General features: G+C 69.0%; 25 protein-coding genes. 14 read left to right on the forward strand and 11 right to left on the reverse strand.

Annotated features, from left to right (window positions below; genetic code table 11):
- Nucleotides 1–70 precede the first annotated feature (70 nt).
- Nucleotides 71–1309, reverse strand: a complete 1239-nt coding sequence (locus J2X01_RS02565; RefSeq protein ID WP_310050349.1) for an acetyl-CoA C-acetyltransferase — start codon at nucleotides 1307–1309, stop codon at nucleotides 71–73.
- 20 nt (nucleotides 1310–1329) lie between these two features.
- Nucleotides 1330–2490: a galactokinase gene (galK, locus tag J2X01_RS02570; RefSeq protein ID WP_310050350.1), complete on the reverse strand. Its 1161-nt coding sequence runs from the start codon at nucleotides 2488–2490 to the stop codon at nucleotides 1330–1332.
- A gap of 88 nt (nucleotides 2491–2578) precedes the next feature.
- On the opposite strand from galK, the gene J2X01_RS02575 reads away from it, so the two are divergent.
- The 4 genes from J2X01_RS02575 to J2X01_RS02590 all read left to right on the forward strand — a co-directional run bounded on the left by J2X01_RS02575 (nucleotide 2579) and on the right by J2X01_RS02590 (nucleotide 6888).
- Nucleotides 2579–3592, forward strand: coding sequence for an aldose 1-epimerase family protein (locus J2X01_RS02575; RefSeq protein ID WP_310050352.1), 1014 nt, complete (start codon nucleotides 2579–2581; stop codon nucleotides 3590–3592).
- 64 nt (nucleotides 3593–3656) lie between these two features.
- A complete protein-coding gene (locus tag J2X01_RS02580) occupies nucleotides 3657–4985 on the forward strand; it encodes an AI-2E family transporter (RefSeq protein WP_310050353.1) in 1329 nt (442 codons plus the stop codon).
- Between the two features lie 33 nt (nucleotides 4986–5018).
- The gene (ilvA, locus tag J2X01_RS02585) at nucleotides 5019–6257 is read left to right on the forward strand and encodes a threonine ammonia-lyase (protein WP_310050354.1); all 1239 of its coding nucleotides are present in this window, start codon (nucleotides 5019–5021) and stop codon (nucleotides 6255–6257) included.
- Between the two features lie 7 nt (nucleotides 6258–6264).
- Nucleotides 6265–6888: a rhomboid family intramembrane serine protease gene (locus J2X01_RS02590; protein ID WP_374724929.1), complete on the forward strand. Its 624-nt coding sequence runs from the start codon at nucleotides 6265–6267 to the stop codon at nucleotides 6886–6888.
- Nucleotides 6889–7020: 132 nt separating this feature from the next.
- Here the strand turns inward: J2X01_RS02590 and greA are convergent, their stop codons facing one another.
- Nucleotides 7021–7515, reverse strand: coding sequence for a transcription elongation factor GreA (gene greA, locus J2X01_RS02595; RefSeq protein WP_310050356.1), 495 nt, complete (start codon nucleotides 7513–7515; stop codon nucleotides 7021–7023).
- Between the two features lie 179 nt (nucleotides 7516–7694).
- On the reverse strand, nucleotides 7695–8153 hold the full coding sequence (locus J2X01_RS02600) for a DUF4307 domain-containing protein (protein ID WP_310050357.1): 459 nt from the start codon (nucleotides 8151–8153) through the stop codon (nucleotides 7695–7697).
- Nucleotides 8154–8259: 106 nt separating this feature from the next.
- On the opposite strand from J2X01_RS02600, the gene mca reads away from it, so the two are divergent.
- From mca to J2X01_RS02620, 4 genes are all read left to right on the forward strand, one after another.
- Nucleotides 8260–9165: a mycothiol conjugate amidase Mca gene (gene mca, locus J2X01_RS02605; RefSeq protein ID WP_310050358.1), complete on the forward strand. Its 906-nt coding sequence runs from the start codon at nucleotides 8260–8262 to the stop codon at nucleotides 9163–9165.
- A 109-nt stretch (nucleotides 9166–9274) separates the two neighbouring features.
- Complete coding sequence (locus tag J2X01_RS02610; protein ID WP_310050359.1) at nucleotides 9275–9616, forward strand: hypothetical protein; 342 nt, start codon at nucleotides 9275–9277, stop codon at nucleotides 9614–9616.
- Nucleotides 9594–11879: a thioredoxin domain-containing protein gene (locus J2X01_RS02615; protein WP_310050361.1), complete on the forward strand. Its 2286-nt coding sequence runs from the start codon at nucleotides 9594–9596 to the stop codon at nucleotides 11877–11879. The genes J2X01_RS02610 and J2X01_RS02615 overlap by 23 nt, the downstream gene beginning before the upstream one ends.
- The gene (locus J2X01_RS02620) at nucleotides 11876–12535 is read left to right on the forward strand and encodes an HAD family hydrolase (protein ID WP_310050363.1); all 660 of its coding nucleotides are present in this window, start codon (nucleotides 11876–11878) and stop codon (nucleotides 12533–12535) included. Before J2X01_RS02615 ends, J2X01_RS02620 begins: the two co-directional genes overlap by 4 nt.
- Before the next feature lie 74 nt (nucleotides 12536–12609).
- Here the strand turns inward: J2X01_RS02620 and J2X01_RS02625 are convergent, their stop codons facing one another.
- Both J2X01_RS02625 and trhA read right to left on the reverse strand, forming a co-directional pair.
- Nucleotides 12610–13152: a M15 family metallopeptidase gene (locus tag J2X01_RS02625; protein ID WP_310050365.1), complete on the reverse strand. Its 543-nt coding sequence runs from the start codon at nucleotides 13150–13152 to the stop codon at nucleotides 12610–12612.
- 277 nt (nucleotides 13153–13429) lie between these two features.
- Complete coding sequence (trhA, locus tag J2X01_RS02630) at nucleotides 13430–14092, reverse strand: PAQR family membrane homeostasis protein TrhA (RefSeq protein WP_310050896.1); 663 nt, start codon at nucleotides 14090–14092, stop codon at nucleotides 13430–13432.
- A 214-nt stretch (nucleotides 14093–14306) separates the two neighbouring features.
- Here trhA and J2X01_RS02635 point away from each other — a divergent pair, with 214 nt between their 5' ends.
- Complete coding sequence (locus J2X01_RS02635) at nucleotides 14307–15068, forward strand: isoprenyl transferase (protein WP_310050898.1); 762 nt, start codon at nucleotides 14307–14309, stop codon at nucleotides 15066–15068.
- Between the two features lie 233 nt (nucleotides 15069–15301).
- The gene (gene phoH2 / locus J2X01_RS02640; RefSeq protein WP_310050367.1) at nucleotides 15302–16741 is read left to right on the forward strand and encodes an RNA 5'-3' helicase PhoH2; all 1440 of its coding nucleotides are present in this window, start codon (nucleotides 15302–15304) and stop codon (nucleotides 16739–16741) included.
- Nucleotides 16742–16952: 211 nt separating this feature from the next.
- Here the strand turns inward: phoH2 and J2X01_RS02645 are convergent, their stop codons facing one another.
- Together J2X01_RS02645 and J2X01_RS02650 are read right to left on the reverse strand one after the other, a co-directional pair.
- Nucleotides 16953–17630 (reverse strand): GNAT family N-acetyltransferase, encoded by a 678-nt coding sequence (locus J2X01_RS02645; protein WP_310050368.1) that lies wholly within the window; start codon nucleotides 17628–17630, stop codon nucleotides 16953–16955.
- A 48-nt stretch (nucleotides 17631–17678) separates the two neighbouring features.
- A complete protein-coding gene (locus tag J2X01_RS02650) occupies nucleotides 17679–18506 on the reverse strand; it encodes a hypothetical protein (RefSeq protein ID WP_374724915.1) in 828 nt (275 codons plus the stop codon).
- Between the two features lie 59 nt (nucleotides 18507–18565).
- Here J2X01_RS02650 and J2X01_RS02655 point away from each other — a divergent pair, with 59 nt between their 5' ends.
- Together J2X01_RS02655 and J2X01_RS02660 are read left to right on the forward strand one after the other, a co-directional pair.
- Nucleotides 18566–19126: a prepilin peptidase gene (locus J2X01_RS02655; protein WP_310050369.1), complete on the forward strand. Its 561-nt coding sequence runs from the start codon at nucleotides 18566–18568 to the stop codon at nucleotides 19124–19126.
- A gap of 129 nt (nucleotides 19127–19255) precedes the next feature.
- A complete protein-coding gene (locus J2X01_RS02660; protein WP_310050370.1) occupies nucleotides 19256–19924 on the forward strand; it encodes a vWA domain-containing protein in 669 nt (222 codons plus the stop codon).
- Nucleotides 19925–20024: 100 nt separating this feature from the next.
- Here J2X01_RS02660 and J2X01_RS02665 read toward each other — a convergent pair whose 3' ends face one another.
- The 3 genes from J2X01_RS02665 to J2X01_RS02675 form a co-directional block, all read right to left on the reverse strand.
- A complete protein-coding gene (locus J2X01_RS02665) occupies nucleotides 20025–21461 on the reverse strand; it encodes a class II fumarate hydratase (RefSeq protein ID WP_310050371.1) in 1437 nt (478 codons plus the stop codon).
- A gap of 72 nt (nucleotides 21462–21533) precedes the next feature.
- Nucleotides 21534–22148: a carbonic anhydrase gene (locus tag J2X01_RS02670; RefSeq protein WP_310050372.1), complete on the reverse strand. Its 615-nt coding sequence runs from the start codon at nucleotides 22146–22148 to the stop codon at nucleotides 21534–21536.
- 10 nt (nucleotides 22149–22158) lie between these two features.
- On the reverse strand, nucleotides 22159–22905 hold the full coding sequence (locus J2X01_RS02675; protein ID WP_310050373.1) for a DUF4245 domain-containing protein: 747 nt from the start codon (nucleotides 22903–22905) through the stop codon (nucleotides 22159–22161).
- A gap of 216 nt (nucleotides 22906–23121) precedes the next feature.
- Between J2X01_RS02675 and glpX the strand changes: the two genes are divergently transcribed.
- Both glpX and galE read left to right on the forward strand, forming a co-directional pair.
- A complete protein-coding gene (gene glpX / locus J2X01_RS02680; RefSeq protein ID WP_310050903.1) occupies nucleotides 23122–24144 on the forward strand; it encodes a class II fructose-bisphosphatase in 1023 nt (340 codons plus the stop codon).
- Between the two features lie 113 nt (nucleotides 24145–24257).
- On the forward strand, nucleotides 24258–25232 hold the full coding sequence (galE, locus tag J2X01_RS02685; RefSeq protein WP_310050374.1) for a UDP-glucose 4-epimerase GalE: 975 nt from the start codon (nucleotides 24258–24260) through the stop codon (nucleotides 25230–25232).
- Nucleotides 25233–25444 lie beyond the last annotated feature (212 nt).

A 25444-nucleotide genomic window follows, 5' to 3' on the forward strand; every position in this document is an offset into this window, starting at 1 on the left:
ACGAGGAGCCCCGCCGCAACGGCGGGGCTCCTCCTGCGTCTGTGCATGGACGGCCGTGGCGCGGGGCGGCTCAGCTGAGCCGCTCGAGCACCACCGCCATGCCCTGGCCGCCGCCCACGCACAGCGTCGCCAGGCCAACGCTGGCATCGTGTTCCCGGAGGCCGTTGAGCAGGGTCGTGACCAGCCGGGCTCCGGTCATGCCAAAGGGGTGCCCCAGCGCGATGGCACCGCCATGCACGTTGAGCCTGCCGGGGTCGATTCCGAGTTCCCTGGCGCTGGCGACGACCTGCACTGCGAAGGCCTCATTGAGTTCCACCAGATCGATATCCCCGATCCCCAGTCCCGCCAGCTCCAGTGCCCGGCGGCTCGCCTCGACGGGGCCCATGCCCATGAGTTCGGGGGAGAGGGCGCTGACGCCGGTGGAGACGATCCGCGCCAGCGGCTCCAGCCCGAGTTCGCGGGCCCGCGCGTCGCTCATCACCACGACGGCGGCCGCCCCGTCATTCAGCGGGCAGGCGTTGCCGGCGGTGACGGTGCCCCGGGCCCGGAAGACCGGCTGCAGCGCGCCCACCGACTCGAGCGTCACCCCGGCCCGCGGGGAATCGTCCCGATCGATCACGGTGCCGTCCCGGCGGGTGTAGGGCGTGATCTCGCGGGCGTAAAACCCGGACGCGATGGCTGCTTCGGCGCGGTTTTGGCTCAGCACCGCCCAGGCGTCCTGGTCTGCCCGGCTGATACCGAAGCTGGTCGCGACGTTTTCCGCGGTCTGGCCCATGGCGATGTAGATGTCCGGCATCCGGCCGCCCAGCCGCGGGTCCGTCCACGGCGTATTGGACGCGGCCCGGGCTGCCGTGCGCTGCCGGGCGGCGTCGAAAAGCGGGTTGTGGGTGCTGGCGTCCGTCTCGCCGGCGCCGGCCCAGTCGCGGTAGCGGGACACGGCCTCCACACCCGCCGCGACAAACGCGTGCCCTTCGCCGGCTTTGATGGCGTGGAAGGCCATCCGGAGGGTTTGCAGGCTGGACGCGCAGAACCGGTTGATGGTGGCTCCCGGGACGTCGTCCAGCCCGGCCAGGATGGTCACTACCCTGGCCATGTTGGAGCCCGCTTCGCCGCTGGGCTCGGCGCAGCCCAGGTACAGGTCGTCCAGGCCCCGGCCGGCCGTGTCCGCCGCGTCGAAGGACGGGATCCGGGCCAGCGCCGCGGCCACCATGGCCGCGGCGAGATCGTCGGGCCGTTCGTCCTTCAGCGAGCCTTTGAAGGCACGGCCGATCGGGCTTCTGGCGGTGGAAACGATGACGGCTTCTGGCATGGGGCCAGCCTACGCTCCGGCTATGCCAGGCGCACCGCCCCGGCCGCGGGGCGGACGCGGAAGATGGCCGGCGCCGGGTATCCCGCCGCCGCGAAGCCGCGTTCGACGGCGGCCCGCACCGGCTGCTCGGCCGTGGCCGGGATGAGCGCGATGGCGGAGCCGCCGAAACCGCCGCCGGTCATCCGGGCGCCGACCGCCCCGGCTGAGCGGGCGGCCACGACGGCGAGGTCCAGCTCCGGACAGGAGATCTCGAAGTCGTCCCGCATCGAGGCATGGGAGGCGTCCAGCAGCGGGCCGATTGCCCCCGGGCCGGTGCTGTCAAGGAGTGCGACGGTCTGGCGGACCCGCTCATTTTCCGTCACGACGTGCCGCACACGGCGGAAGGTCACCGGGTCCAGCCGGCCGCCCGCCCCCTCCAGGTCGCCGGGCCCGACGTCGCGCAGGGCCCGGACGCCGAGGGCCGCGGCACCCAGTTCGCAGGAGGCACGCCGGGCGGCATATCCGCCGGCGGCGTGGGAATGCGACACCTTGGTGTCTATCACGAGCATCACCAGTCCGGCGCTTTCGGCGTCGAACGGCACCAGCCGGACGCTCTGGTCGCGGCAGTCGAGGAAAAGGGCGTGCCCGGCCGCGCCGCGCAGGGACGCGGATTGGTCCATGATGCCGGTGGGGGCCCCGACGAAGTCATTCTCCGCACGCTGCGTGGCCAGGACCATCTCCTGCGTGTCCAGCCCCGCCCCGGTGAGCTCGTTGAGTGCTGAAATGACCGCGCATTCGATCGCATGGGACGAGGACAGTCCGGCGCCGCGGGGCACATCGGAGTCCAGCAGCAGGTCCAGCCCGCGCACGGGCAGGCCACGCTGCTGAAGCGCCCAGAGGACACCCAGCGGGTATTTGGTCCACCCCTTCGCCGTGCCGCCCACGAGGGATCCGGCGTCCGCCGTCGTCAGACCCTGGTTGCCGAAGGTGGACAGCAGCCGGACCGCGGAGTCCGGACGCAGGCGGACCGCCACCCGCGCGGTCCGGTCGATCGCAAACGGCAGCACGAAGCCCTCGTTGTAGTCGGTATGCTCGCCCATCAGGTTGACGCGCCCCGGTGCCTGCCACACCCCGTCCGGCGCCGAGCCGAAGACGGAACCGAACCGGGCCGCCAGTTGCCCGGCGTCGAGGGTGAGGGTCATGCCGGGCCGCCGGCGATGGCCGGCCGGGAAATGCGGGTCATGGCTCCACGGTATACGCCGCGGCGTGCGGCTGGGTACGGTGGTGACCATGAACCTGCTGCCACCCGCATCCCCGGATTTCCCTGCCACCGACCGCCGCAGCGGCGGCCCCGACGGTCCCGGCCTCGACGGTCCCGGCCCAGACGCGTCCGCCCGGCGCTACGCCACGGGCCGGCAGTATGAGCTGCGGCGCGGCGACGCCCTCGCTGTGGTCACCGAACTTGCCGCCGGGCTGAGGCTGTACAGCCGCGGCGGCACGCAGCTGACCGAAAGCTATGGGGACGCGGAGATTTCGCCGGGTGCCGCCGGCATCACCCTGGCGCCGTGGGCAAACCGCGTGGAGGACGGCATCTGGTACCTCAACGGCAAAAAGCAGCAGCTGGACGTCACCGAGGCCTCCCGCAACAACGCCAGCCACGGGCTGCTGCGCAACGCCTCCTATGAACTTGTCGACGAGTCGGAATTCTCGGTGACCCTCGAAGCGGCTGTGTTCCCGCAGCACGGCTACCCCTTCCTGCTGCGGCACCGCGTGCGCTACGAACTGGCCGAGGACCTGGGCCTGGTGGTCCGGCAACTGCTGATCAACGACTCCTCGGAACCGGCCCCGTTTGTCCTCGGCGCCCACCCCTACCTCCGGCTGGGGGAGCTGCCCAGCGAGGAGCTGACGGTCACTGTCCGGGCCGCCACGCGGCTCGTGACGGACGAGCGGCTGATCCCGCGCCGCACGGAACCGGTGGGCGGCGACTTTGACCTCCGCGGCGGGCGGCTGGTTGCCGAACTCGACGTTGATTCCGCCTACACGGATCTGGAGTTCGACGCCGGCGTGGCCCGCCATACGCTGACCGCGCCGGACGGCCGGAGCGTGAGCCTCTGGCAGGACCGGAACTGCGGCTACGTCCACGTCTTCGTCACCACCGAGTTCCCGGGCCGGACCAGGGCCGTGGCGATCGAGCCGATGACCGGCCCGGCCAACGCCTTCAACAGCGGCGACGGGCTCCGCTGGCTGCCGCCGGGGGAGCGGTTCGCCATGACCTGGGGAATCAGCGCGTCGCTGGAGCCGTGAGCGGCGGGCGGGGTTCGCTGCGGCCGGGTTTCCCTTCCGGGCGGCGCTGGTGAATTATGGGGCTATGACGCCAGCTGACGATTCCGCCCCGCGAGACCACCCCGCCACCGCCAGCGCCGCCGTACCAGTGCGTGTCGTCACGGACCGGGAAATCGACCAGGACATCCCTTACGGCGTGCGGATCGCCGCGTCCTGGTCCTGGCGGCTCGGGCTGATCATTCTTATGGCCGGCGCCCTCGTATGGCTGCTCAGCAGGGTCAGCTTCCTGCTGATTCCCGTGATGGTTGCCGCGCTGCTGGCCGGCCTGCTGGCACCGGTCAAGAACTGGCTCCGGAGGAACGGCGTCCCCAACGGACTCGCCGTCGCCGTCACCGTCGTGGGCTTCATCGGCGTGATTGGCGGGGCCCTGGCCCTCGTGGGCAGGCAGCTCGTGTCCGGCTTCGCCGAGCTGTGGAGCGAGGCCCTGACCGGGGTCCAGAAGATCCAGGTCTGGCTCGCGGAAGGGCCGCTGCACCTGAGCGCGGCCCAGATCGACCAGTACCTCAGGGACGGCACCGAAGCGCTGCAGAACAACAGCAGCAGCATTCTCAGCGGAGCCCTCTCGTTCGGCAGCACGGCCGGGCATTTCGCGGCCGGAATGATCCTGGCGTTGTTCATCCTGATCTTCTTCCTGCTGGAAGGAGGCCGCATCTGGTCGTTCCTCGTCCGGCTGCTGCCCCGGCGGGCGCGCGCCGCGACCGACGGGGCCGGCCGGAAGGGCTGGGAGTCGATGGTCAGCTATGCCCGGATCCAGATGTTCGTGGCCTTCGTGGACGCGGTCGGGATCGGCGTGGGGGCGGCGATCATCGGTGTGCCCCTGGCGCTGCCGCTGGCCGTGCTGGTGTTCCTCGGCTCCTTCATCCCGATCGTCGGTGCGCTCGTGACCGGCGCCGTCGCCGTGCTGCTGGCCCTCGTTGCCAACGGCTGGGTGAATGCCCTGGTGATGCTGGGGATCGTCCTGCTGGTCCAGCAGCTGGAGAGCCACATCCTCCAGCCGCTGGTGATGGGCAAGGCCGTCTCGCTGCACCCGGTGGCCGTCATCCTGGCCGTCGCCGCCGGTTCCTACCTCGCCGGAATTCCCGGCGCCCTGTTCTCCGTTCCCATCCTTGCCGTAGCAAACTCGTCGATTCGCTATATTGCCGGCAGAACGTGGGAACATGAAAGCGCGCTGGAAACCGCGGGCCAGCAGGGCATCCCTGCCCCTGCGTCCGGCGCCGACAGTACTGTGAGGGACGCCCGGCTGCCGGGCGCCGCCTCCGGCCGCAGCGATGATGCCGCACCCGACAATGGTTCCCCTGGCCGTAACCACGGGCGGGGAACCGGCGCCGGATCCACACCCCGGGCCGAAGACTGAGCCGACGTCAGATCCGAAGAAGGAGACTAGTTCGTGAACACCCTTGAGAGCCTGCCCGTCATGCTGGACGATGTCCTGGAGGCGCAGAAGCTGCTCGACGGGATTATTACGCGGACGCCGGTTGAATCCTCCCGTGCCCTCGGCGCCATGGTCGGCGGCGAGGTTTTCCTCAAATGCGAGAACCTGCAGCGGGCCGGATCCTTCAAGGTCCGGGGCGCCTACGTCCGGATGGCCAAGCTCTCCCCGGCGGAAAAGAAGCGCGGCGTCGTGGCCGCCTCGGCCGGCAACCACGCCCAGGGTGTGGCCGTCGCCGCCAAGAGCCTGGGCATCAAGGCCCGGATCTACATGCCGCTGGGTGTTGCCCTGCCCAAACTCGCCGCCACCCGCAGCCACGGAGCCGAGGTGGTCCTGCACGGCCACAACGTCGACGAGGCCCTCGCCGAGGCGAAGCGCTACGCGGATGAGACCGGCGCCGTGTTCGTCCACCCGTTCGACGACGTCGACATCGTCGCCGGGCAGGGGACCGTCGGACTCGAAATCCTGGAACAGATCCCCAACGTCGACACCATCCTGATGGGCGTCGGCGGCGGCGGACTCCTCGCCGGCGTCGCCGTGGCAGTAAAGGCCAGGGCCAAGGAACTGGGCCGGGAGATCCGGATCATCGGCGTCCAGGCCGAAAACGCCGCAGCCTACCCGCCCTCGCTGGCCGCGGACGCCCTCGTGCCGCTCAAGCGTGTCTCCACGATGGCTGACGGCATCGCCGTCGGCCGGCCCGGCCAGCTGCCGTTCAGCATCATCCGGGAACTCGTCGACGACGTCGTCACGGTCAGCGAGGACGCCCTGGCCCGGGCACTGATCTTCCTGCTGGAACGCACCAAGATGGTCGTCGAGCCCGCCGGCGCGGTCGGCGTCGCGGCGCTGATGGAAGGCAAGATCGAGAACCCCGGCACCGTGGCCGTGGTGCTCTCCGGCGGCAACATCGACCCGATGCTGATGCTCAAGGTCATCCAGCGCGGCCTCTCCGCCGCGGGCCGGTACATGACCGTGCGGATGATGCTCGATGACCGTCCCGGTTCGCTGGCAACAATCGCCCGGATCATCGCGGAGAACGACGCCAACGTGACCGGCCTGGACCACACCCGGGTGGGCGGCTCGATCAGCATGGGCGATGTGTCCATCACGGTGAACCTGGAGACGAAGGGCCACGAGCACTGCGAGCAGGTCCTCGCGGCGCTCCGGGCTGAGGGCTTCCAGCCGATTGTGGTTCACTAGGACCATGATGCTGGACTCCACCCGCAACGGCAGGCCGCGCGCCGGCAATACCGCCGCGGGACGCGCCCGCGCGGGGCTGCTCGTGGTGGGATCGTTTGTGCTGCTGCTCTACGTCATCGAGTTCATCAACACCCTTCTGTTCCGGTCCCTCAACGGCACGTTCGGGCTGCGGCCGCGCAGCCTCGACGGGATCCTGGACATCCTGACGTTCCCGCTGCTGCACGCCAACCTGGCGCACCTGTTCTCCAACACGCTTCCGCTGATCATCTTCGGTTTCCTGGTGCTGCTGTCCGGGCGGCGGGTCTTCTTCACGACCCTGGCCCTGAGCTGGCTGGCCTCGGGGGTGGTGGTGTGGCTGATCGGCGGCTTCAACATCACCGTCGGGGCGTCCGGCCTGGTCTTCGGGCTCTTCGCGTTCCTGCTGGTGCGGGGCTTCGTGAACCGCAACTGGTGGCAGATCCTGCTCTCCGTGGTGCTGTTCCTGACGTACGGCGGGATCCTGTTCGGCATGCTGCCCACCGTGGCGGGCTTCGTTTCCTGGCAGGCGCACCTCGGCGGGGCGATCGGCGGGGTGCTGTCGGCCCTGCTCCTGAGCGTCCCGCGGACGGGAACGCCGCACACCGGCCGGTAGCCAGAAGCCAGCGGCCAGAAGCCGGCGGCAGCAACAACCCCTGCAGCATTAACAAACGACGCCGGCCCTCCCCATGTGGGGGAGGGCCGGCGTCGTTCGCTGGCGCTGCAGTTTAGCCGGGGATGGCCGTCTTTAGCCGGCGTACGGCTTGGCGGAGATGATCTCCACGGTGATGTCCTTGCCGTTCGGGGCGGTGTAGCTGAGCTTGTCGCCTTCCTTGTGCCCGACGATGGCCGCGCCCAGCGGGGACTTCTCGCTGAAGACGTCCAGGTCCGAGTCGCCGGCGATTTCCCGGGAGCCGAGCAGGAAGCTTTCCTCATCGCCGGCGATCCTGGCAACGACGATCATGCCGGGCTCGACAATTCCGTCGTCGGCCGGGGATTCGCCCACATGGGCGTCCCGGAGCAGCGCGGTCAGCTGGCGGATGCGGGCTTCGATCTTGCCCTGTTCCTCCTTGGCCGCGTGGTAGCCGCCGTTCTCCTTGAGGTCACCCTCCTGGCGCGCCGCCTCGATCTTCTGGACGATTTCCGCCCGGCCGGGGCCGGAGAGGTGGTCCAGCTCTGCCTTCAGGCGATCAAAAGCTTCCTGGGTGAGCCAAGCTGCAGTTGCGCTGTTGGTGGTAGACACGGACTTCTCCTTTATGGTCAAACAAACAAAGACCCCGCCACGGTGGCCACTTATGGGACTCAGCAACCAGCTCAGCGGGGGAAAGGTATTGATTCATTGTAGTCAATCCCGTGGATATACCAAAGAACGCTGCGGTCTGGATCACACCGAGTCGCCGCCGCGGTGCCCGGCGGAGCGGTCTACTTGCCGGCGTCGGGAATCCAGCAGCTGTCGATAAGTCCGGACACGGCCGGGGACTCGGTGCGCACCGTCGCGCGGTGGGCGGTGGTGCGCCCGCCGTCGGAGCCGGCATCGGCGGCGTTGGGGGCGATGTCCACGACCTTCCAGCCCACCACGGCGAATTTGGAGTCCAGCGCCTTGACCGAGCATTTGGCGGCGGTGGCAGGGTCCTTGGTGACCTGGAAGTCCACCTCGGTGAGGGTGGCGTCCGGCGTGCTGTAGCCGATGTCCTTGAAGGTGACCGTGGCGGTGGCGTTCGACGTCGAGATCCAGGCCATAAAGGCCATTCCGGCCGCGATCGCAAGGATCAGGATGGTGCGTTTCGCCTTGCCGCTGAGCGTTCGCTTTTGGCCGCCGTAGCGATTGGCTAGGCTGGGAGGTGCCGGCGCAGTCGCGGCAGGCTGATCCTGGGAAGTCACCAGTCCAGTTTAGTGTGGATCCGGCGGGGAAATGTCCGCCTCCGGGCCACCCCCGGAAGCGCGCCGTATCAGCAGACCTTTTAGATGAAAGAGGAACCGTCCCACGATGACAGCGTCCACCAGCCCGTCAGCGCCGCTTCGACTGTTGGCTGTCCATGCGCATCCCGACGACGAATCCAGCAAGGGCGCCGCCACGATGGCCATGTATGCCGCGGCCGGCATCGACGTCCTGGTGGCCACCTGCACGGACGGATCCCGCGGTGACATCCAGAACCCGGCAGTGGCGGGCGAACCGCACCCCAAACGCGACATGGCCGGTGCGCGCCGGCGGGAGATGGAGCAGGCGGCCCAGGTCCTCGGCGTCCGCCAGCGCTGGCTCGGCTTCGTTGATTCGGGGCTGCCGGAGGGCGATCCGCTGCCGCCGCTGCCGGCAGGCTCCTTTGCCACCTTGCCGCTGGAACGGGCGGCCGCCCCGCTCGTCCGGCTGGTCCGCCGCTTCAAACCCCAGGTAATCCTGAGCTACGACGAGAACGGCGGATATCCGCACCCGGACCACATCATGGCGCACCGCGTCGCCGTCGAAGCTTTCGACGCCGCCGGGGACCCGGCCCGCTACCCGGACACCGGCGAGGCCTGGGCCCCGAGCAAGCTCTACTACGACCGCGCGTTCAGCCCCGAACGGTTCCGGGCCCTGCACTCCGCGCTGGAGGAATCGGGCCTCCGGTCGCCCTACGCCGAACGGCTGGCCGCCTGGCTGGAAGCCGACGCCGAGGGCCACACCCCGCCGGCCCCGACCCACTCCACCACCACCCAGATCGAGTGCGGCGACTTCTTCGAGGCGCGGGATGACGCCCTGCGCGCCCACCGCACCCAGGTGGACCCGGAGGGGTTTTTCTTCGCCGTCTCGCCGGCGATGCAGCGCCGCGTCTGGCCCTGGGAGGACTACTCGCTGATCCAGTCCAGGATCCCTGCCGATCTGCCTGAAAAGGACTTCTTCGCAGGGCTAAGATAGACCCATCAGGCCTTTTCTATGACGTGTAGAAAACGTCGTGGAAACAGTTCCCAGCCCGACAGCCAGCCCAGGCGTTGGGTTGCCATCAGCCCCCACAGAAGGTCCCACCGTGTATTCCTCGCTCATTGTCCTGGCAACAACCCCGGCGCCCACCCCCACGCCGTCGCTGCGCCCGGGCCTGTCCCAGGACCAGGTGACCCCCGGCCTGCTGGGTTTCCTCCTGACCGCCTTTATCGTCGTGCTGACAGCCCTGCTGATTGTGGACATGGTCCGGCGCATCCGCCGGGTCCGCTACCGCGCCCAGGTCGAGGCGGAACGCGCCGGGGCCGCCGCCAACGAGGGCACCCAGCCGGCCGATGACGCCGGACCGGGGACGCCGGCGCAGGACCCGGCCGGCCAGCCCGGCTACCGTCCGGACGTCAACGGCGATGCAGGACCGGGAAACCGCTGACGGCGGCACGCCCCCGCGCTTCCCAGAGGCCGCCAACGCCCTGGGCGGAGAGCCCTCTGCCTACCTCCGGCAACACGCGGGCAACCCCGTGCACTGGCGGCCCTTCGGTGACGAGGCCTTCGCCTTCGCCGCCGCCCGCGACGTGCCGGTCTTCCTCTCGATCGGCTACGCGGCCTGCCACTGGTGCCACGTCATGGCCGGGGAATCCTTTGAGGACCGGGACACCGCGGACTTCCTGAACGCGAACTTCGTCGCAGTGAAGGTGGACCGTGAGGAGCGGCCCGACGTGGACGCCGTCTACCTGGCCGCAACCCAGGCGATCAGCGGCGAAGGCGGCTGGCCAATGTCGGTCTTCCTGCTGCCCGACGGCCGGGCGTTTTATGCCGGCACATACTATCCGCCCCGGCCAATGCCGGGCCGGCCGTCCTTCCGCCAAGTGCTGGAGGCCGTGGTCGACGCCTGGCGGGAGCGCCGGGACGCGGTGGAACAGAACGCCGACACGCTGGCCCGCGGCCTCGCCGCTGCGCAGTCCGCCGCCGCCGTGCGGCTGGATGGAGTGCCGGAGCCGATCGACCCGGCACTGCCCGGGGAGGCCGTGCAGGCGCTCGCGGACTCCGAAGACCCTTCCGGCGGCGGCTTCGGCGCCGCGCCGAAGTTCCCGCCCTCCGCGGTGCTCGAATTCCTGATCCGGCACGCCGCCGCCCCGGGGCCCGCCGCTGCCTCGGCGGCCGTCGGGTCCGGGACCCCGGCCCAGGCCCGCGACCTGGCGGGCCGGGCGCTCGCGGCGATGTCCCGCTCGGCCCTGTTCGACCAGCTCGACGGAGGCTTTGCCCGCTATTCCGTGACCCGGGACTGGTCCGTGCCGCACTTCGAGAAAATGCTCTACGACAATGCCCAGCTGTTGCGTGTCTACGTGCACTGGGTCCGGCTGGGCGGCACAGCCGGGTACCCGGCGGCGGAAGCGGCCGACGTCGCCGGCCGCACCGCCGGCTGGCTGCTCGCATCGCTGGGACTCGGCGCGGACCACACCGGCCAGGACACGCTGAATGAGCCTTCCGGGGCACTGCCCGGGGACCTTCCCGAGGCGCTGGCCTCCTCTCTCGACGCCGACACCGTCGTGGACGGTGTCCACGCCGAGGGTGCCAGCTACCTCTGGACTCCTGCCGCGCTGGCAGCCGTCCTGGGTCCCGGTGACGGCGCCGCCGTCGCGCTCCTGATGAACGTCCGCGCCCGCGGCACCGTCTCCGCGGACGGCTCCCCGCTGCATCCCGGCCGTGCCTTCAGCGCCGACGAAGCCGAACTGTGGCGGCGGGTCCGGCCGGTGCTGCTCGCCGGGCGTTCCCGCCGGCCGCAGCCCGCCCGCGACGACAAGGTGGTGGCCGGCTGGAACGGGCTGGCCGTCGCGGCCCTGGCCGAGGCCGGTGCCGTGCTGGGGCAACCCCGGCTGGTGTCCGCCGCGGAACGCATCGCCGCGTACCTGGAACGGGTGCACTGGCGGCCCGGTGCCGCGGGCGAACCCGGCACGCTGAGCCGGGTCTCCCACCAGGGCGGCGCAGTGGGGATCGGCGGGCTGCTGGAGGACTATGCGTTCTGCGCCGAGGGCCTGATCGCGCTCTACGCTGTCTCCGGCCGGACACACTGGTACCGGCTGGCCGAGGACCTCCTCGCGGCAGCCAGCACGCTGTTTACCGCCGGCGGCACGCTCCGGGACACCGCGGGGGAGCCCTACCAGCTCGCCAACGCCCAGGGCGGACGCGCGTCGCTGGAACTCTTCGACGACGCCACGCCCAGCGGGGCGGCCGCCTTCGCAGGTGCGCTGCTGTCCTGCGCTGCGCTCTCCGGCGCCCCCGGACACCGCGCCCTCGCCGGCAGTATCCTCTCGCTGCTGCCGCTGCTGGCCACCCGCGCGCCGCGGGCGGCAGGCTGGCTGCTGGCAACCGCGCAGGCCGCGCTCGCCGGCCCGGTGGAGGCCGCCGTCGTCGGGCCGGACACGCCGGAGCGGGCCGCGCTGCACCGCGAGCTCCTGCTCTCGCCGAGCCCCGGCATGGTGATCGCACTGCAGGACGACACCCTGGCGGCCGGCGCGGTGCAGGACAATGCCATGCCGGACGACGACGATGACGCCGCGGTGCCGCTGCTGCGCGGGCGCGGGGCGGCCCCCGACGGGGCGCCGCAGGTCTACCTGTGCCGCGGCATGGTCTGCGGGCTTCCGGTGCGTTCTCCCGGCCAGCTGCGGGAGCGCCTGGCTACCATGGCGGAATGACTTTCCACGGTTTTGAGCTCGTCGTTTTTGACTGCGACGGCGTCCTGGTCGATTCCGAGGTGATCGCCGTCCGGGTGGACCAGCTGGTGCTCGCGGACCTCGGCTGGCAGCTGGCGCTGGAGGAGATTGTGGAGCGCTTCGTGGGCAGGAGCGAGGCAGACTTCGTTGCCGCGGTCCAGGAGCAGCTGGGCATCGAACTGGGCGAGGGCTGGGACCGGAAGTACGAACCCTGGTACCGGGCGGCGTTCGAGCGCGAACTCGCGGCGGTCGACGGCGTGGTCGAGGCGCTGGACGGGATCCGGATCCCGCAGTGCGTGGCCTCCAGCGGAAGCCACGCCAAGATGCGGCGCACGCTCGGGCAGACCGGACTCTGGCACCGCTTTGAGGGCCGGATCTTCAGCGCATCGGAAGTCGCCAACGGAAAACCGGCCCCGGACCTGTTCCTGCACGCCGCCGGGACGCTCGGCACGGCACCGGAGCGCTGCGCCGTCGTCGAGGACAGCGCCCGCGGCGTCCGGGCAGCACGCACGGCCGGGATGCATGTCTTCGCCTATGCCGGTGGGGTGACGCGGGCCGAGCGGCTGGCCGGCCCCGGCACCACGGTGTTCCACGACATGCGGCGGCTGCCTGCGCTCATCGCGGCCGGCCGACCGTGACGAAACCGGAGCCAGCGGGGTCGCCGTTCGGTCCTTCGCGGCCCGGCCGGCGCTGCCGCGGGGAAGCGAATCGCTTAGGGGAGGTAATCCGGGGCCGCTTCCAGACCGAAGTATGCCTCCAGCGTGCCTTTGCTTTTCACAGCATTGGCGAGGTCCTGTCCGCCCACATAGCGCAGATGCCATGGCTCGTACGTGTAGCCGGTGGTGGCCTCGGCCCCGGCCGGGTATCGGATGATGAATCCGTACTTCCAGCAGTTCTCAGCCGCCCACTTTCCCGCCGGCGTAGTTGCGAAGCAGGCTTGCAGGGCACAGATTCCACTGGCATTGCCGATGTCCATCGCCAGGCCGGTCTGGTGTTCGCTGTAGCCGGGCCTGGCGGCAATGGTATCCGCCGTCGACTGTCCATACTGGCGCACGTAGCTGTCATAGAGGCTGGCCTGCTGGCTGTACGAACGGTAGCCGCTGATCGGCATGATGTTCACGCCGGCCGCCTTGGCGGCTTTGGCCAACTGCGTGTAGGCGTCCGCGGCCTCGGCGCGCAACCGTTCGCCTTGGACCCTGACCAGCTTCGCCGGCACATACGTGGCCGGGTTCAGCGGCCGGTGCTTGTTGACCACCACCTGCAGGCTGGAGGCGGAAGCGGTGTCGTAGCCCTCCGGGGCAACTGCCGTCGCCGGTGGGGCGATCAGGCCGAGCGAAGCACCAGCCCCGCCACAGCACCTGTCATTCTGCCGATTCTGTTAAGCACGATGGCCTCCAAGAAGTGTCCGGGACAGATGCGGGAACTCTAATGGCCGGCAGGGGCGTAGTCGAGGGGTTACTGGCACCCGTGTGTAACAAGCTCAGGCGTATTCAAGGCGAAGGCCCCGGGGCGCGCCTCGGTCATCCGGGACGTCAGCTCAGGACAGCGATGGCAATCGCGATGTAGTGCGCGGCGAAGGCAAAGACCGTGAGGGCGTGGAACAGCTCATGGAAACCGAAGTGTGAGTAGCTGATGTTCGGCTTTTTCAGCGCGTAGAAGACGGCTCCGGTGATGTAGAGGGCACCCCCGACGCAGATCAGCACGGCGGAGGCGACATTGGCGGCGAAGAAATCCGGCAGGTAGAACAACGCGCCGCAGCCCAGGGCAATATAGATCGGTACGTAGAGCCAGCGCGGGGCATCGGTCCACAGCAGGCGGAACAGTACCCCCAGGATGGCACCGGTCCAGATCACCCACAGCAGCAGTTCGGCCTTGGGCCGGTCCAGGAGGGCCCAGGCCAGCGGCGTGTAGCTACCGGCGATCACGAGCATGATGTTCGTGTGGTCCAGCCGCTTCAGCACGATCTTGACGCCCGGGCTCCAGTTGCCGCGGTGGTAGATGGCGCTGATGCCGAACAGCAGGACCCCGGTGAAGGCATAGATGGCGCAGGCGATCTTCAGGTCCGGGGTCGGGGCCAGAATCACGAGCACCAACCCCGAGGCCAGCGCCAGCGGAGCCGTCACGGTGTGGATCCAGCCGCGCCATTTTGGCTTGATCATCAGGAGTTCCGCCAGCCGGACCGCGGCGTCGTCCATCGGGCCCGATTTAGCGTCCGCAGGCTGCTTCGGCCGCGGCTCGGGGGTGTTGCTTTCCATGCCGCAATAATAACCTACGGCCCAGTAAGTTACTCGCTGGTAACAGGGCGGTGTGGGCAACGTCGTAACGCCCGTGCGCCCCGGCCTGCGCTCCGGCGGGTAGCCTAGGTTGTGCAGAGCAGTCGTACCTCAAGGAAGCCAGGTGAAACTCCGGATGGAAATGCCCGGGTTCCTCTATGGCTTCTACGAGCGCAAACTGCAGCGGTCCCTGGACCCGGAACGCATCCCCCGGCACATCGGTGTGATGGTGGACGGCAACCGCCGTTGGGCCCGGCAATTCAACGCCCCGACCAGCCAGGGGCACCAGGCCGGCGCCGACAAGATCCACGAGTTCCTCGGCTGGTGCCAGGAACTCGGCATCAAAGTGGTGACCCTCTACATGCTCTCCACCGACAACATGAGCCGTTCGGGCGAGGAACTCGACCTGCTGATGGGCATCATCGCCAACACCCTGGACCGGCTCGACGAGGACGCCGAAATTTCGGTTCACGCCATGGGGGCCCCGGAACTGCTGCCTGACTATCTCGCCGCCCGGCTCAACAGGCTCACGGCCCGCACGCCGGCGCGTGAGAAACTCCACGTCAATGTCGCCGTCGGCTATGGCGGACGCCGCGAAATCGTCGACGCCGTCCGGGAACTGCTGCACGACGCCGTCGACCGCGGCACGGATATCGGGAAACTGGCCGACGACCTGAGCGTCGACGACATCTCACGCTTCCTCTACACCCGTGGCCAGCCGGATCCGGACCTGGTGATCCGCACTTCCGGGGAGCAGCGGCTCTCCGGCTTCCTGATGTGGCAGAGCGCGTACAGCGAGTTCTATTTCTGCGAGGCGCTCTGGCCCGCGTTCCGGAAAGTGGACTTCCTCCGTGCCCTCCGCGACTACGCCGGCCGGCAGCGCCGCTACGGCTCCTGAGCCGTCATCCGGTGTTCACACGTTGGCAACAAGAATCGCCGAGAAATTGACACCGAAACGCCGCGACCCGGACGTACGTTAATCCCATCAGCAGGCAAACCGCCGGCTGATGGGGGAGGCCAGTACATGGAGCGGAAGTTCGCACCGGGTGTATGGGGGGCCGCGTCCGGCCTCCCGGCCGAACCGCCTCACCAATAATAATTCCGGGCATGCGGCCCGGGGCTGGAGTCGATGTGGCTATTTCTGAACAACTGCCCGCCGTCGTGACCGACCAGGGACAGAAAGCTACCTCTCGCGCCAAGCGAGCCACCTCAAAGACCGGTGCAGCGGATTCCGCTGCGGCCGGTCCTGCTGTTTCCGGGGAAGGGACAGCACGCATGGAACCGGCCCGGAGCTTCGTGATCGACACCTCGGTGCTGCTTTCGGACCCGCGGGCCCTGCTGCGCTTCGCGGAGCACGAGGTCATCCTGCCGATCGTCGTCATCACCGAACTGGAAGGCAAGCGGCACGACCCCGAGCTCGGCTATTTCGCCCGCAAGGCGCTCCGGCTCCTCGATGAGCTGCGCGTGGAGCACGGCGGGCTGGACCGTCCCATCCCGTTGGGCCACGACGGCGGGACGCTGATGGTCGAGCTGAACCACATCTCCGCCGAGGTGCTCCCGGCCGGCTTCCGCGGCGGTGACAACGACAGCCGGATCCTCGCCGTCGCCAAGAACCTCGCCAACGAAGGCAAGGACGTCACGGTGGTGTCCAAGGACCTTCCGATGCGCGTCAAGGCATCGGCCATGGGGCTGCAGGCCGATGAGTACCGCAACGAACTCGTCAAGGACTCGGGCTGGACCGGCGTCGCCGAAGTCGACGCGAGCGAGGAGGAAATATCCACGCTGTACGGCCACGAGCCGGTCTTTATCCCGGAAGCAGCCGAGCTGCCGACGAACACCGGACTGGTGCTGCTTTCGCAGCGGGGATCAGCCCTCGGCCGGGTGGGGGCGGACAAGCAGGTCCGGCTCGTGAAGGGCGACCGCGACGTGTTCGGGCTGCACGGACGGTCGGCCGAACAGCGGCTGGCGATCGACCTGCTGATGGACCCGTCCGTGGGTATTGTGTCCCTGGGCGGGCGTGCCGGTACCGGCAAGTCCGCGCTGGCCCTGTGCGCCGGCCTCGAAGCCGTCCTGGAACGCCGGGAGCACCGCAAGGTGATCGTCTTCCGCCCGCTCTACGCGGTGGGCGGCCAGGAGCTGGGCTACCTGCCCGGCTCCGAGGCGGAGAAAATGAACCCGTGGGCGCAGGCCGTCTTCGACACGCTCGGTGCCCTGGTCAGCCAGGAGGTGGTGGAGGAAGTGATGGACCGCGGGATGCTCGAGGTGATGCCGCTGACCCACATCCGCGGGCGTTCGCTGCACGACGCGTTCGTGATCGTGGACGAGGCACAGTCGCTCGAAAAGAACGTGCTGCTGACCGTGATGAGCCGGATCGGGCAGAACTCCAAGATCGTCCTGACCCACGACGTCGCCCAGCGCGACAATCTCCGGGTCGGCCGGCACGACGGCGTTGCCGCCGTCGTCGAGACGCTCAAGGGCCACCCGCTCTTCGGCCACGTCACCCTCACCCGCTCGGAGCGCTCGCCGATCGCGGCCCTGGTGACGGATCTGCTCGAGGGGGCGGAGATCTAGTCGCTTTTGGCAGGGGCCGTGGTCCGGTTCGCCGGTCACGGCCCCTCGCCGTCGCCGGGTTCGCCGGGTCACGGCCCCTCGCCGTCGCTTAGACACGGCCCATCGGGCCCGCTACGGTCGCTGGGCGACCTTCGGGGCCCGCTGCGCCGCGATGCGCTCCTTTGCGAAGGGCCGCGTCCCGGCGTGTGCTTCCGTCACCTTCTTCGCCCGGTCAGCTTCCGCGGGAGGGCGTTGCGCTTGGCAGCTGGATCCCCAGATAGTTTGCCGTGGCGTCGTGGCCTTCTACCCGCAGTCGCCAGTCCGGGCGGTTAAAGGTTGCGGGCGTGAGGCGGACCCGCTGGACTTCCTGGAGTTTGCCGCCCCAGTTGACGCGGCTGACGCCGTTGAGTTCGTAGCCGAGGGAACGGGAGACGCCGAGGGACTGCTTGTTCCAGGCGGCGGCCTCGGACTCCGCGATTTCCGCACCGAGCCAGTCGAAGGCATAGAGGGCGACGGCGGCGCGCATCTCCTTGCCAAGTCCCCGGCCTTGCACACTCTGCCGGAGCCAGGAGCCCGTGCCGACGGTCTTGAGGGTGGCGAAGTCCTTGCCCTCGATGTCCTGGCAGCCGACGAACTGGCCCTCGTGCCAGATGCCCAGCAGAAGCGTCCATTGCCCGGGCGACATGGTGCCGCGGCACCGCCAGTACCACTGCGCCATGTTGGGGCCGAGCTCCCCGGCCGGGGCCTCGGCCCAGGGATTGCTGAAGGGGCTGCGGCCCGGTTCGTGGACGCCGCTCAGGGCCGCCTCCACCGCTGCGGGGATCTCCTCGTCGCGGATCGGGCGCAGGATCAGGCGGGGTGTGGTCAGCGTGAGGCCAAATGGCGGCCAGCAGCGGGCGAGCTCAGTCATCCGGGAAGCCTAGCGGCGCAGCCGGCAGGCGGCCAGTCACACCCGCCGTCAGCCCGCCGGGAGTTCCCAGCTGATGTGCCGGCGGACGTCCGTCAGGTTCATCGACTCGGCGAGGAACAGGTCATCCAGCATGTACTCGTCCACGCCCAGGACCCGGATCCAGTGCCCGTATTCCTCCGGCCCGTACCCCTCCTGTCCGCTCTCCAGCCAGCGGGTCGCGACGCAAACGCCCGTGCCGGCATCGATCCTCACCAGGGTGCGGCCCGGCCGGCACAGCGGTGCACCGGGGTCGCTGGGACGGTAACCGGGGTTTGGCGTTACGGTGGCTTCCAGGGCGGGGCGGCCCTCATGGCTGACTTCCGTGATGGGACCAAGTTCGACGGCATTGGAATTGGGGAACTCGAGCGGCACAGGGGCGTTGCCCGCCAGTTCCACCGGGTCCAGCGCGGCGGCGAAACGTGCGTTGCCGAACCCGGGCTCGCCGTAGGCCGCTTCCGGGCGGCGCCGGACCAGACCGCGGTCGTCGTAGACCGGGGTGACCAGCCGGGGCGGCAGCAGCCAGGTCTTCCTCGTGGAGCGGACGTAGAACACGTCACGGGAATCGTTGATGCCGGTGGTGCTTTGCAGGACCAGGCCGTCCGCGGTCTCCAGCCGCAGGGCTCCGGGGCGGCGCAGCCACGCGCGGACCAGATCCGGCGCGGGGGCTGTACCGGCCGTGCCGGGACTCACGGCGAGGGGCCGGTCCAGGTACTCAAAACGCAGGGACTGCCACTTCCACGGCGACGAACGGCACAGGTTCCGGAAGGCGGCGGCCTGCTCCCCGGGGTCCCCGGGCATGCGCCGTCCGCGTGGGTTCGAGGTGTCCCATCCGGCCATATCCACAGTTTACGCGCGGGCCCGGCCCTGTCAGCCGGAATTTCCAGTAGCATCCGAGGGTGATCCAACGACTTGGCGCACTGGGCGAAGCGACCCCGCTGGCCTTCTGGCTGGTTCTTCTGGCGTGCGCCTATTTTGCGGTCGTGGCGGCGCGGCTCACGGTCATCGACGTCCGGCACCATCTGCTGCCGGACCGGATCGTCTTTCCGTCCTACGCCGTCGCCGCGGCGCTGCTGCTCGGTGCCGTGGCGGTCCACGCCCTGTCGGGTGCGCCAGCCGCCGCGGCCGCGCCCGACGGCGGCGCCGGCCTTTTCGGGGTGCCCGGGCTGCGCATCGTGGCCGGGGGAGCGACGCTGTGGCTCTTCTACTTCCTGCTCCGGGCCGTCTATCCGCCCGGGATGGGCTTTGGCGATGTCAAGCTCGCCGGTGTGCTGGGTATGTATCTGGGATTCCTCGGCTGGCCACATGTCTTTGCCGGGACCTTCGCCGCCTTCCTCCTTGGCGGGCTGTGGAGCCTGGCCATGCTGGTCTCGCGGCGCGGCACGCTGCAGTCGAGCATCCCGTTCGGGCCGTTCATGCTCGCCGGAACCGCCGCCGCCATGGTGCTGCTGCCAGCCTGACCCAGCGAAAAACGGTGCCACCGAAGAAGCCCGGGGCTCATACTGTCGGTGCCCCGCAATAGCCTGCTCCTGTCCCGCCTGCCGGTGGGCATCGTTGGTCCGGGGCGCCCGGACCGGAAATGGGGAATCATGACAGACGCTGCACTGACACACGTTTACGTCCTCCTGGACCGATCGGGGTCCATGAGTTCCATTGCCGACGACACGGTGGGCGGGTTCGCATCGTTCGTGCGTGACCAGCGGTCCGTGGCCGGCCGCTGCCGGCTCTCGCTGGCCCAGTTCGACGACAGCTACGAGCGGGTCTATTCCGCGGTGGACATCCAGGACGTGCCTCCGCTGGTCCTGCAGCCCCGGGGCAGCACGGCCCTGCACGATGCCATGGTCCGCCTGATCGGGGAGGCCGGCGCGGGGCTGTCCGCCCTGCCGGAGGACAAGCGCCCCGGCACGGTCCTGGTGGCAGTGCTGACCGACGGCCACGAGAACTCCTCCCAGGAGGCGACCCGCCCGATGGTGAAGGCCCTGGTGGAGCGCCAGCAGCGCGAGTGGGGCTGGCAGTTCACCTACCTGGGGGCCAACCAGGACGCGGTGCTGACGGCGCACGGGCTCGGGATCCGGGCCGAAGACGCGCTGACCTACGCGGCCGGCAACGTCGACGCGGCCTTCTCCGGGCAATCGGCCAAGACCCGCAGGCTGCGGGAAGCCCGCCTGGCCGGCGCCAGCATGGTGGAGGCCGCCGCCGCTGCGGCCTACACCGCCGAGGAGCGCCGGGCCGCCGGGGGCGGCGTGCCGCCGCGCTGAGCGGGCGCCGGCAGCAGACAAAACGGCGGCCGGCGCCTTTCGCTGGAAAGGTGCCGGCCGCCGTCGGACGCTGCCGTGCCGGTTGGGCGCGGTGCGGGTGCTAGGCCTTGTGCGGCGGACGCGTCATGGACATAACGTCCAGGGCGGTGTCCAGCTGCTCCTCGGTCAGTTCCCCGCGCTCCAGGAAGCCCATGGCGACGACGGTTTCGCGGATGGTCAGGCCTTCGGCCACGGCCTTCTTGGCGATCTTCGCGGCGTTCTCGTAGCCGATGAACTTGTTCAGGGGCGTAACAATCGACGGCGAGGCCTCGGCGAGGAAGCGCGCACGCTCGACGTTGGCCGTGATGCCGTCGATCATCTTGTCGGCCATGACGCGGCTGGTGTTGGCCAGCAGGCGCACGGATTCGAGCAGGTTGGCGGCCATGACGGGGATGCCGACGTTGAGTTCGAACGCGCCGTTGGTGCCGGACCAGGCGATGGTCGTGTCGTTGCCGATGACCTGGGCGCAGACCATGATCGAGGCTTCGCAGATCACCGGGTTGACCTTGCCGGGCATGATCGAGGAGCCCGGCTGCAGGTCGGGGATCGCGATTTCGCCGAGGCCGGTGTTGGGGCCGGAGCCCATCCAGCGCAGGTCGTTGTTGATCTTCATGAAGGAGATCGCGATGTTGCGCAGCTGGCTGGAGGCCTCGATCAGGCCGTCACGGTTGGCCTGGGCCTCGAAGTGGTCGCGGGCCTCGGTCAGCGGCAGCCCGGTGTCGGCGGCGAGCAGTTCGATGACCCGTTCCGGGAAACCGGCGGGGGTGTTGATGCCGGTGCCCACGGCGGTGCCGCCGAGCGGAACCTCGGCGACGCGGGGGAGCGAGGCATTGATGCGCTCGACGCCGTAGCGGACCTGGGCGGCGTAGCCGCCGAACTCCTGGCCCAGGGTCACCGGTGTGGCGTCCATCAGGTGGGTGCGGCCGGACTTCACGACGTCCTTGAACTCGACTGCCTTGCGTTCCAGCGAGTCGGCAAGGTACCCCAGCGCGGGGATCAGGTCGTTGATCAGGGCGGAGGTGGCGGCGACGTGGACGGAGGTCGGGAAGACGTCGTTGGAGGACTGTGAGGCATTGACGTGGTCGTTCGGGTGGACCACCTTGTCGCTGCCGGCGGCTTTGAGGGCGCGGGTGGCGAGCTCGGCAATGACCTCGTTGGTGTTCATGTTGGAGGATGTGCCCGAGCCGGTCTGGAAGACGTCGATCGGGAAGTCGCCGTCGTACTTGCCGGTGGCGACCTCGTCGGCGGCATCGGCAATCGCCTGGGCGAGCTCGCCGTCGAGCACTCCCAGTTCTGCGTTGGCCTGGGCTGCGGCCTTCTTGACCCGGGCGAGGGCTTCGATGTGCGTGCGTTCCAGGGTTTTGCCTGAGATCGGGAAGTTTTCGACCGCGCGCTGCGTCTGGGCACGGTAAAGGGCGTTCACGGGGACGCGGACTTCGCCCATCGTGTCGTGTTCAATGCGGAACTCTTCGGTGTTCAACTCTTCTGTGGAGGTCATGGGGCTAGCTTATTGGGCGGAGGCGTTCCATCGAAAACCGTGAAGGGCTTGCTACTCGGCCCCGGCGCGAACCTACAGCTCGCCGATTCCGGAAACGAGGTCCGCCCGGCCGTCGGCCAGGCTGTAGGCCAGACCGATGACTGCCGCGCGGCCGCTCCCGACGGCGTCGGAAATCACCCGCGAGCTGTCCACGAGCCGCTGCGACGTCTGTTTGACGTTTTCGACCACCATGTCGTTGACATCATTCTGGTTGTTGCGCAGCGAGGTCAACACGGACGGTGTGATGCGCTCGACGAGGCTGCGCATGAAGCCCACGGGCATCTGTCCGGTCTCGACCGCATTTTTGGTGGCCGTGACGGCCCCGCAGCTGTCGTGCCCCAGGACGACTATCAGCGGCACGGAGAGGATGCTGACGCTGTATTCGAGCGAGCCGAGCACGGCGTCGTCGATCACCTGGCCCGCGGTGCGGACCACGAAGGCGTCCCCGAGGCCGAGATCGAAGATGATTTCGGCGGCCAGCCGGGAATCCGAGCAGCCGAAGATCACCGCAAAGGGGTGCTGGTTCTCCACGAGGGAGGAGCGGCGGGACGCGTCCTGGTTGGGATGGGACGAGGTGCCGGAGACAAAGCGTTCGTTGCCTTCGCGCAGTCGGCGCCAGGCAAGGGCGGGGGTGAGATAGGTGGCCACGGCCTTTACCTTACGGTGACGGGGCGGGGGAGGGTGAAACTGTTGCTTCGGCGGTGCTCCCGGGTGACGCGCTGCCCGCGGCGCCAGCGCCGCTCTCGAGGTCCCGGACGACAGCGGCCGCCAGCGCGGTGAATTCGTCCAGCTGCGCGGATCCGGTCAGGATGACCGTGGAGCCGCCAGCGTCCAGAAGCACCATGCTTTTCTCGCCCTTGCCGGTGTCGCGCAGTTCCCAGTCCCGTCCGCCGGCGCTGCGGGTGCCGGTGACGGGCGCGCTCTTGACCTGCTGCAGCAGCCAGGTGGGATTGGACTGCCGCGTCTGCAACAGGGCGATGAAGGATTCCCTGGGCGTGAGGTAGCCGACCTCCCAGGTCGGTACGCCGCTGCCGGTTCCGGATTCCCAGCGGGCGTAATTTGCGCGGAATGTGTCGCCGGTATCAGGCGCCGCCGGTGTGAATCCCGCCACACCGGCGGCGTTCTGCGCCACGGCGCTGACGTTGATATCCGGCCGGTAGCCATCCGTCTTGGGCGCCGGGTTCATTAGGACGATCGGCAGGAAGGCGGCGATGCTGACGACCAGCGCGATGATCATGCCGATCACGGACGCGTTGGCTCGCTTGGCTGCCTTGGCGGTCAGGACGGGCTTGACGGGCGGCTGGCCGGCCGCGGCGGGCGCCTCCTGGCCGGTGGCGCCGGCCGGGGATGCTGGGGCTGCGGGGGGTGTTTCCTGCAATTCACTCACCCCTCTATAGTCGCCCATTCCGGGCCGATCTCACATTCGGCGGTGCCCGGCGGCGGGACCCGGCCGGGGGCGGCTCGTTTCACGGACTGGTCATTTCAAGACGCAGCTTTCCGCCGCGACTATGATCAGTTGTAGACGAGATCACAAACAACGAATCACCGCGGCGGATCTATCCTGTCCGTTCGGATTCAATGATCGCCACTCGAAGAAGAGGTTCACGTGACACCAGCGCCAATGTCCCAGAAGTACTCCACGCTTTCCCCGTCGCTTGCCGTCGGCGTCGACGAGCCGGACCGCAACCTTGCTCTGGAACTGGTCCGCGTCACCGAAGCAGCCGCCATCGCCGGTGGCCACTGGGTCGGGTTCGGGGACAAGAACAAGGCCGATGGCGCCGCCGTCGACGCCATGCGTTCCTTCCTCCATACGGTCCACTTCAACGGTGTTGTCGTCATCGGCGAGGGTGAAAAAGATGAAGCGCCGATGCTTTTCAACGGTGAGCGCGTCGGTGACGGCACCGGCCCCGAATGTGACGTCGCCGTCGACCCGATCGACGGAACCCGGCTGACCGCCCTGGGTATCAACAACGCCCTGGCCGTCCTGGCCGTCGCCGAGCGCGGGACCATGTTCGACCCTTCCGCCGTGTTCTACATGGAAAAGCTCGTCACCGGCCCGGAAGCCGCCGACATGGTCGACCTGCGCCTGCCCGTCAAGCAGAACCTGCACCTGATCGCCAAGGCCAAGGGCGTCAAGGTCAACCAGCTCAACGTGATGATCCTGGACCGCGACCGGCACGGACCGCTCGTCCAGGAGATCCGCGACGCCGGTGCGCGGACCAAGTTCATCATGGACGGTGACGTTGCCGGCGCCATTGCCGCAGCCCGCTCCGGTACCGGCGTGGACGCCCTGATGGGCATCGGCGGGACGCCGGAAGGCATCGTCGCGGCCTGCGCCATCAAGTCCCTCGGCGGCGTGATCCAGGGCCGGCTGTGGCCCACCAGCGACGACGAGAAGCAGAAAGCCATCGACGCCGGCCACGACCTGGACCGGGTGCTGTCGACCAACGACCTCGTCTCCAGCGACAACTGCTACTTCGCCGCCACAGGCATCACGGACGGCGACCTGCTCAAGGGTGTGCGCTACTCCAAGGACAAGGTCCTCACCCAGTCCATCGTGATGCGCTCCAAGTCCGGAACCATCCGGTTCGTCGACGGCGAACACCAGGCCAGCAAGTGGGAAGGCTACGCCCGGAAGGGCTAGCACCTGCCAAAAGTGAACAACCGGATCCCGGGGCGCGTTTCGCGCCCCGGGATCCGTCGTTTCCGGGCGGGCCGGGCAGGCTGCGGGGCGGCCGCATTGGGTAGGGTGGGACCATGACATGGCTCGTAACAGGTGGCGCAGGATATATCGGTTCTCACGTGGTCTCCGCTTTGCGCGGTGCCGGGATGCAGGCGGTCGTGATCGACTCGCTCTCGAGCGGGCACCGCGAGTTCGTCCCGGATGACGTGCCGTTCGTGCACGGCACGATCCTGGACTCCGAGCTCGTGGCGCGAACCATGCTGGACCACGGCGTCACCGGGGTGATCCACCTCGCCGGCTTCAAATACGCCGGCGTTTCCGTGCAGGAGCCGCTGCTCACCTATCAGCAGAACGTCACCGGCACGGCGGAACTGCTCAAGGCGATGGAGCTCGCCGAGGTCGGCCATCTCGTTTTCTCCTCCTCCGCCGCCACCTACGGCACGCCCACCGGGAACATCGTCACGGAAGACACCCCGACGCAGCCGGAATCCCCGTACGGGGAGAGCAAGCTGATTGGCGAATGGCTGATCCGGGACCAGGGCCGGGCGCGGGGCCTGAAGCACACCTCGCTGCGCTATTTCAACGTCGTCGGCTCCGGCTCGCCCGAGCTGTACGACACGAGCCCGCACAACCTCTTCCCGATTGTGCTCCGTGCCCTGACCGCAGGCAAGACCCCGCGTATCAACGGTACCGACTACAACACCGCCGACGGCACCTGTGTGCGCGACTACGTGCATGTGGCCGACCTTGCCACCTCGCATGTCGCGGCGGCGCGCGCCCTCGCCGCCGGGCGGCCGCTGGAACGCGTCTACAACCTCGGCTCCGGCGACGGGCTCTCGGTCCGGCAGATCATGACGGCCATGGCCAAGGTCACCGGCATCGACTTCGAGCCGGAGATCGGACCCCGCCGGGCGGGCGACCCGGACCGCATCGTGGCCGACGGCACGCTCGCCGCCCGCGACCTGGATTGGAAGATGCGGCACTCCGTCGAGGACATGGTCGCCAGCGCCTACGAAGCACAGAAGCGCGCAGCCGCCGCCCGGATCTAGCTGCCCCGCCGCCACCCCCGAGGGACATGCCCAGCGGCCGCGCCCAAGGATGGACATGGTGGGCTTATGTCCACCCGCCAGTGCCGGAGCGGGGCATGTCCAGTGGCGGGGCCAGGCGGATGTGCCTGCCACCGGGGGACATGCCCAGTGGCCGGACCTGGGGATGGACATATTGGGGGTATGTCCATCCCCAGGTCCGGGGCGGGGCATGT

Source organism: Arthrobacter ginsengisoli, assembly GCF_031456935.1.
Classification (GTDB): Bacteria; Actinomycetota; Actinomycetes; order Actinomycetales; family Micrococcaceae; genus Arthrobacter; species Arthrobacter ginsengisoli.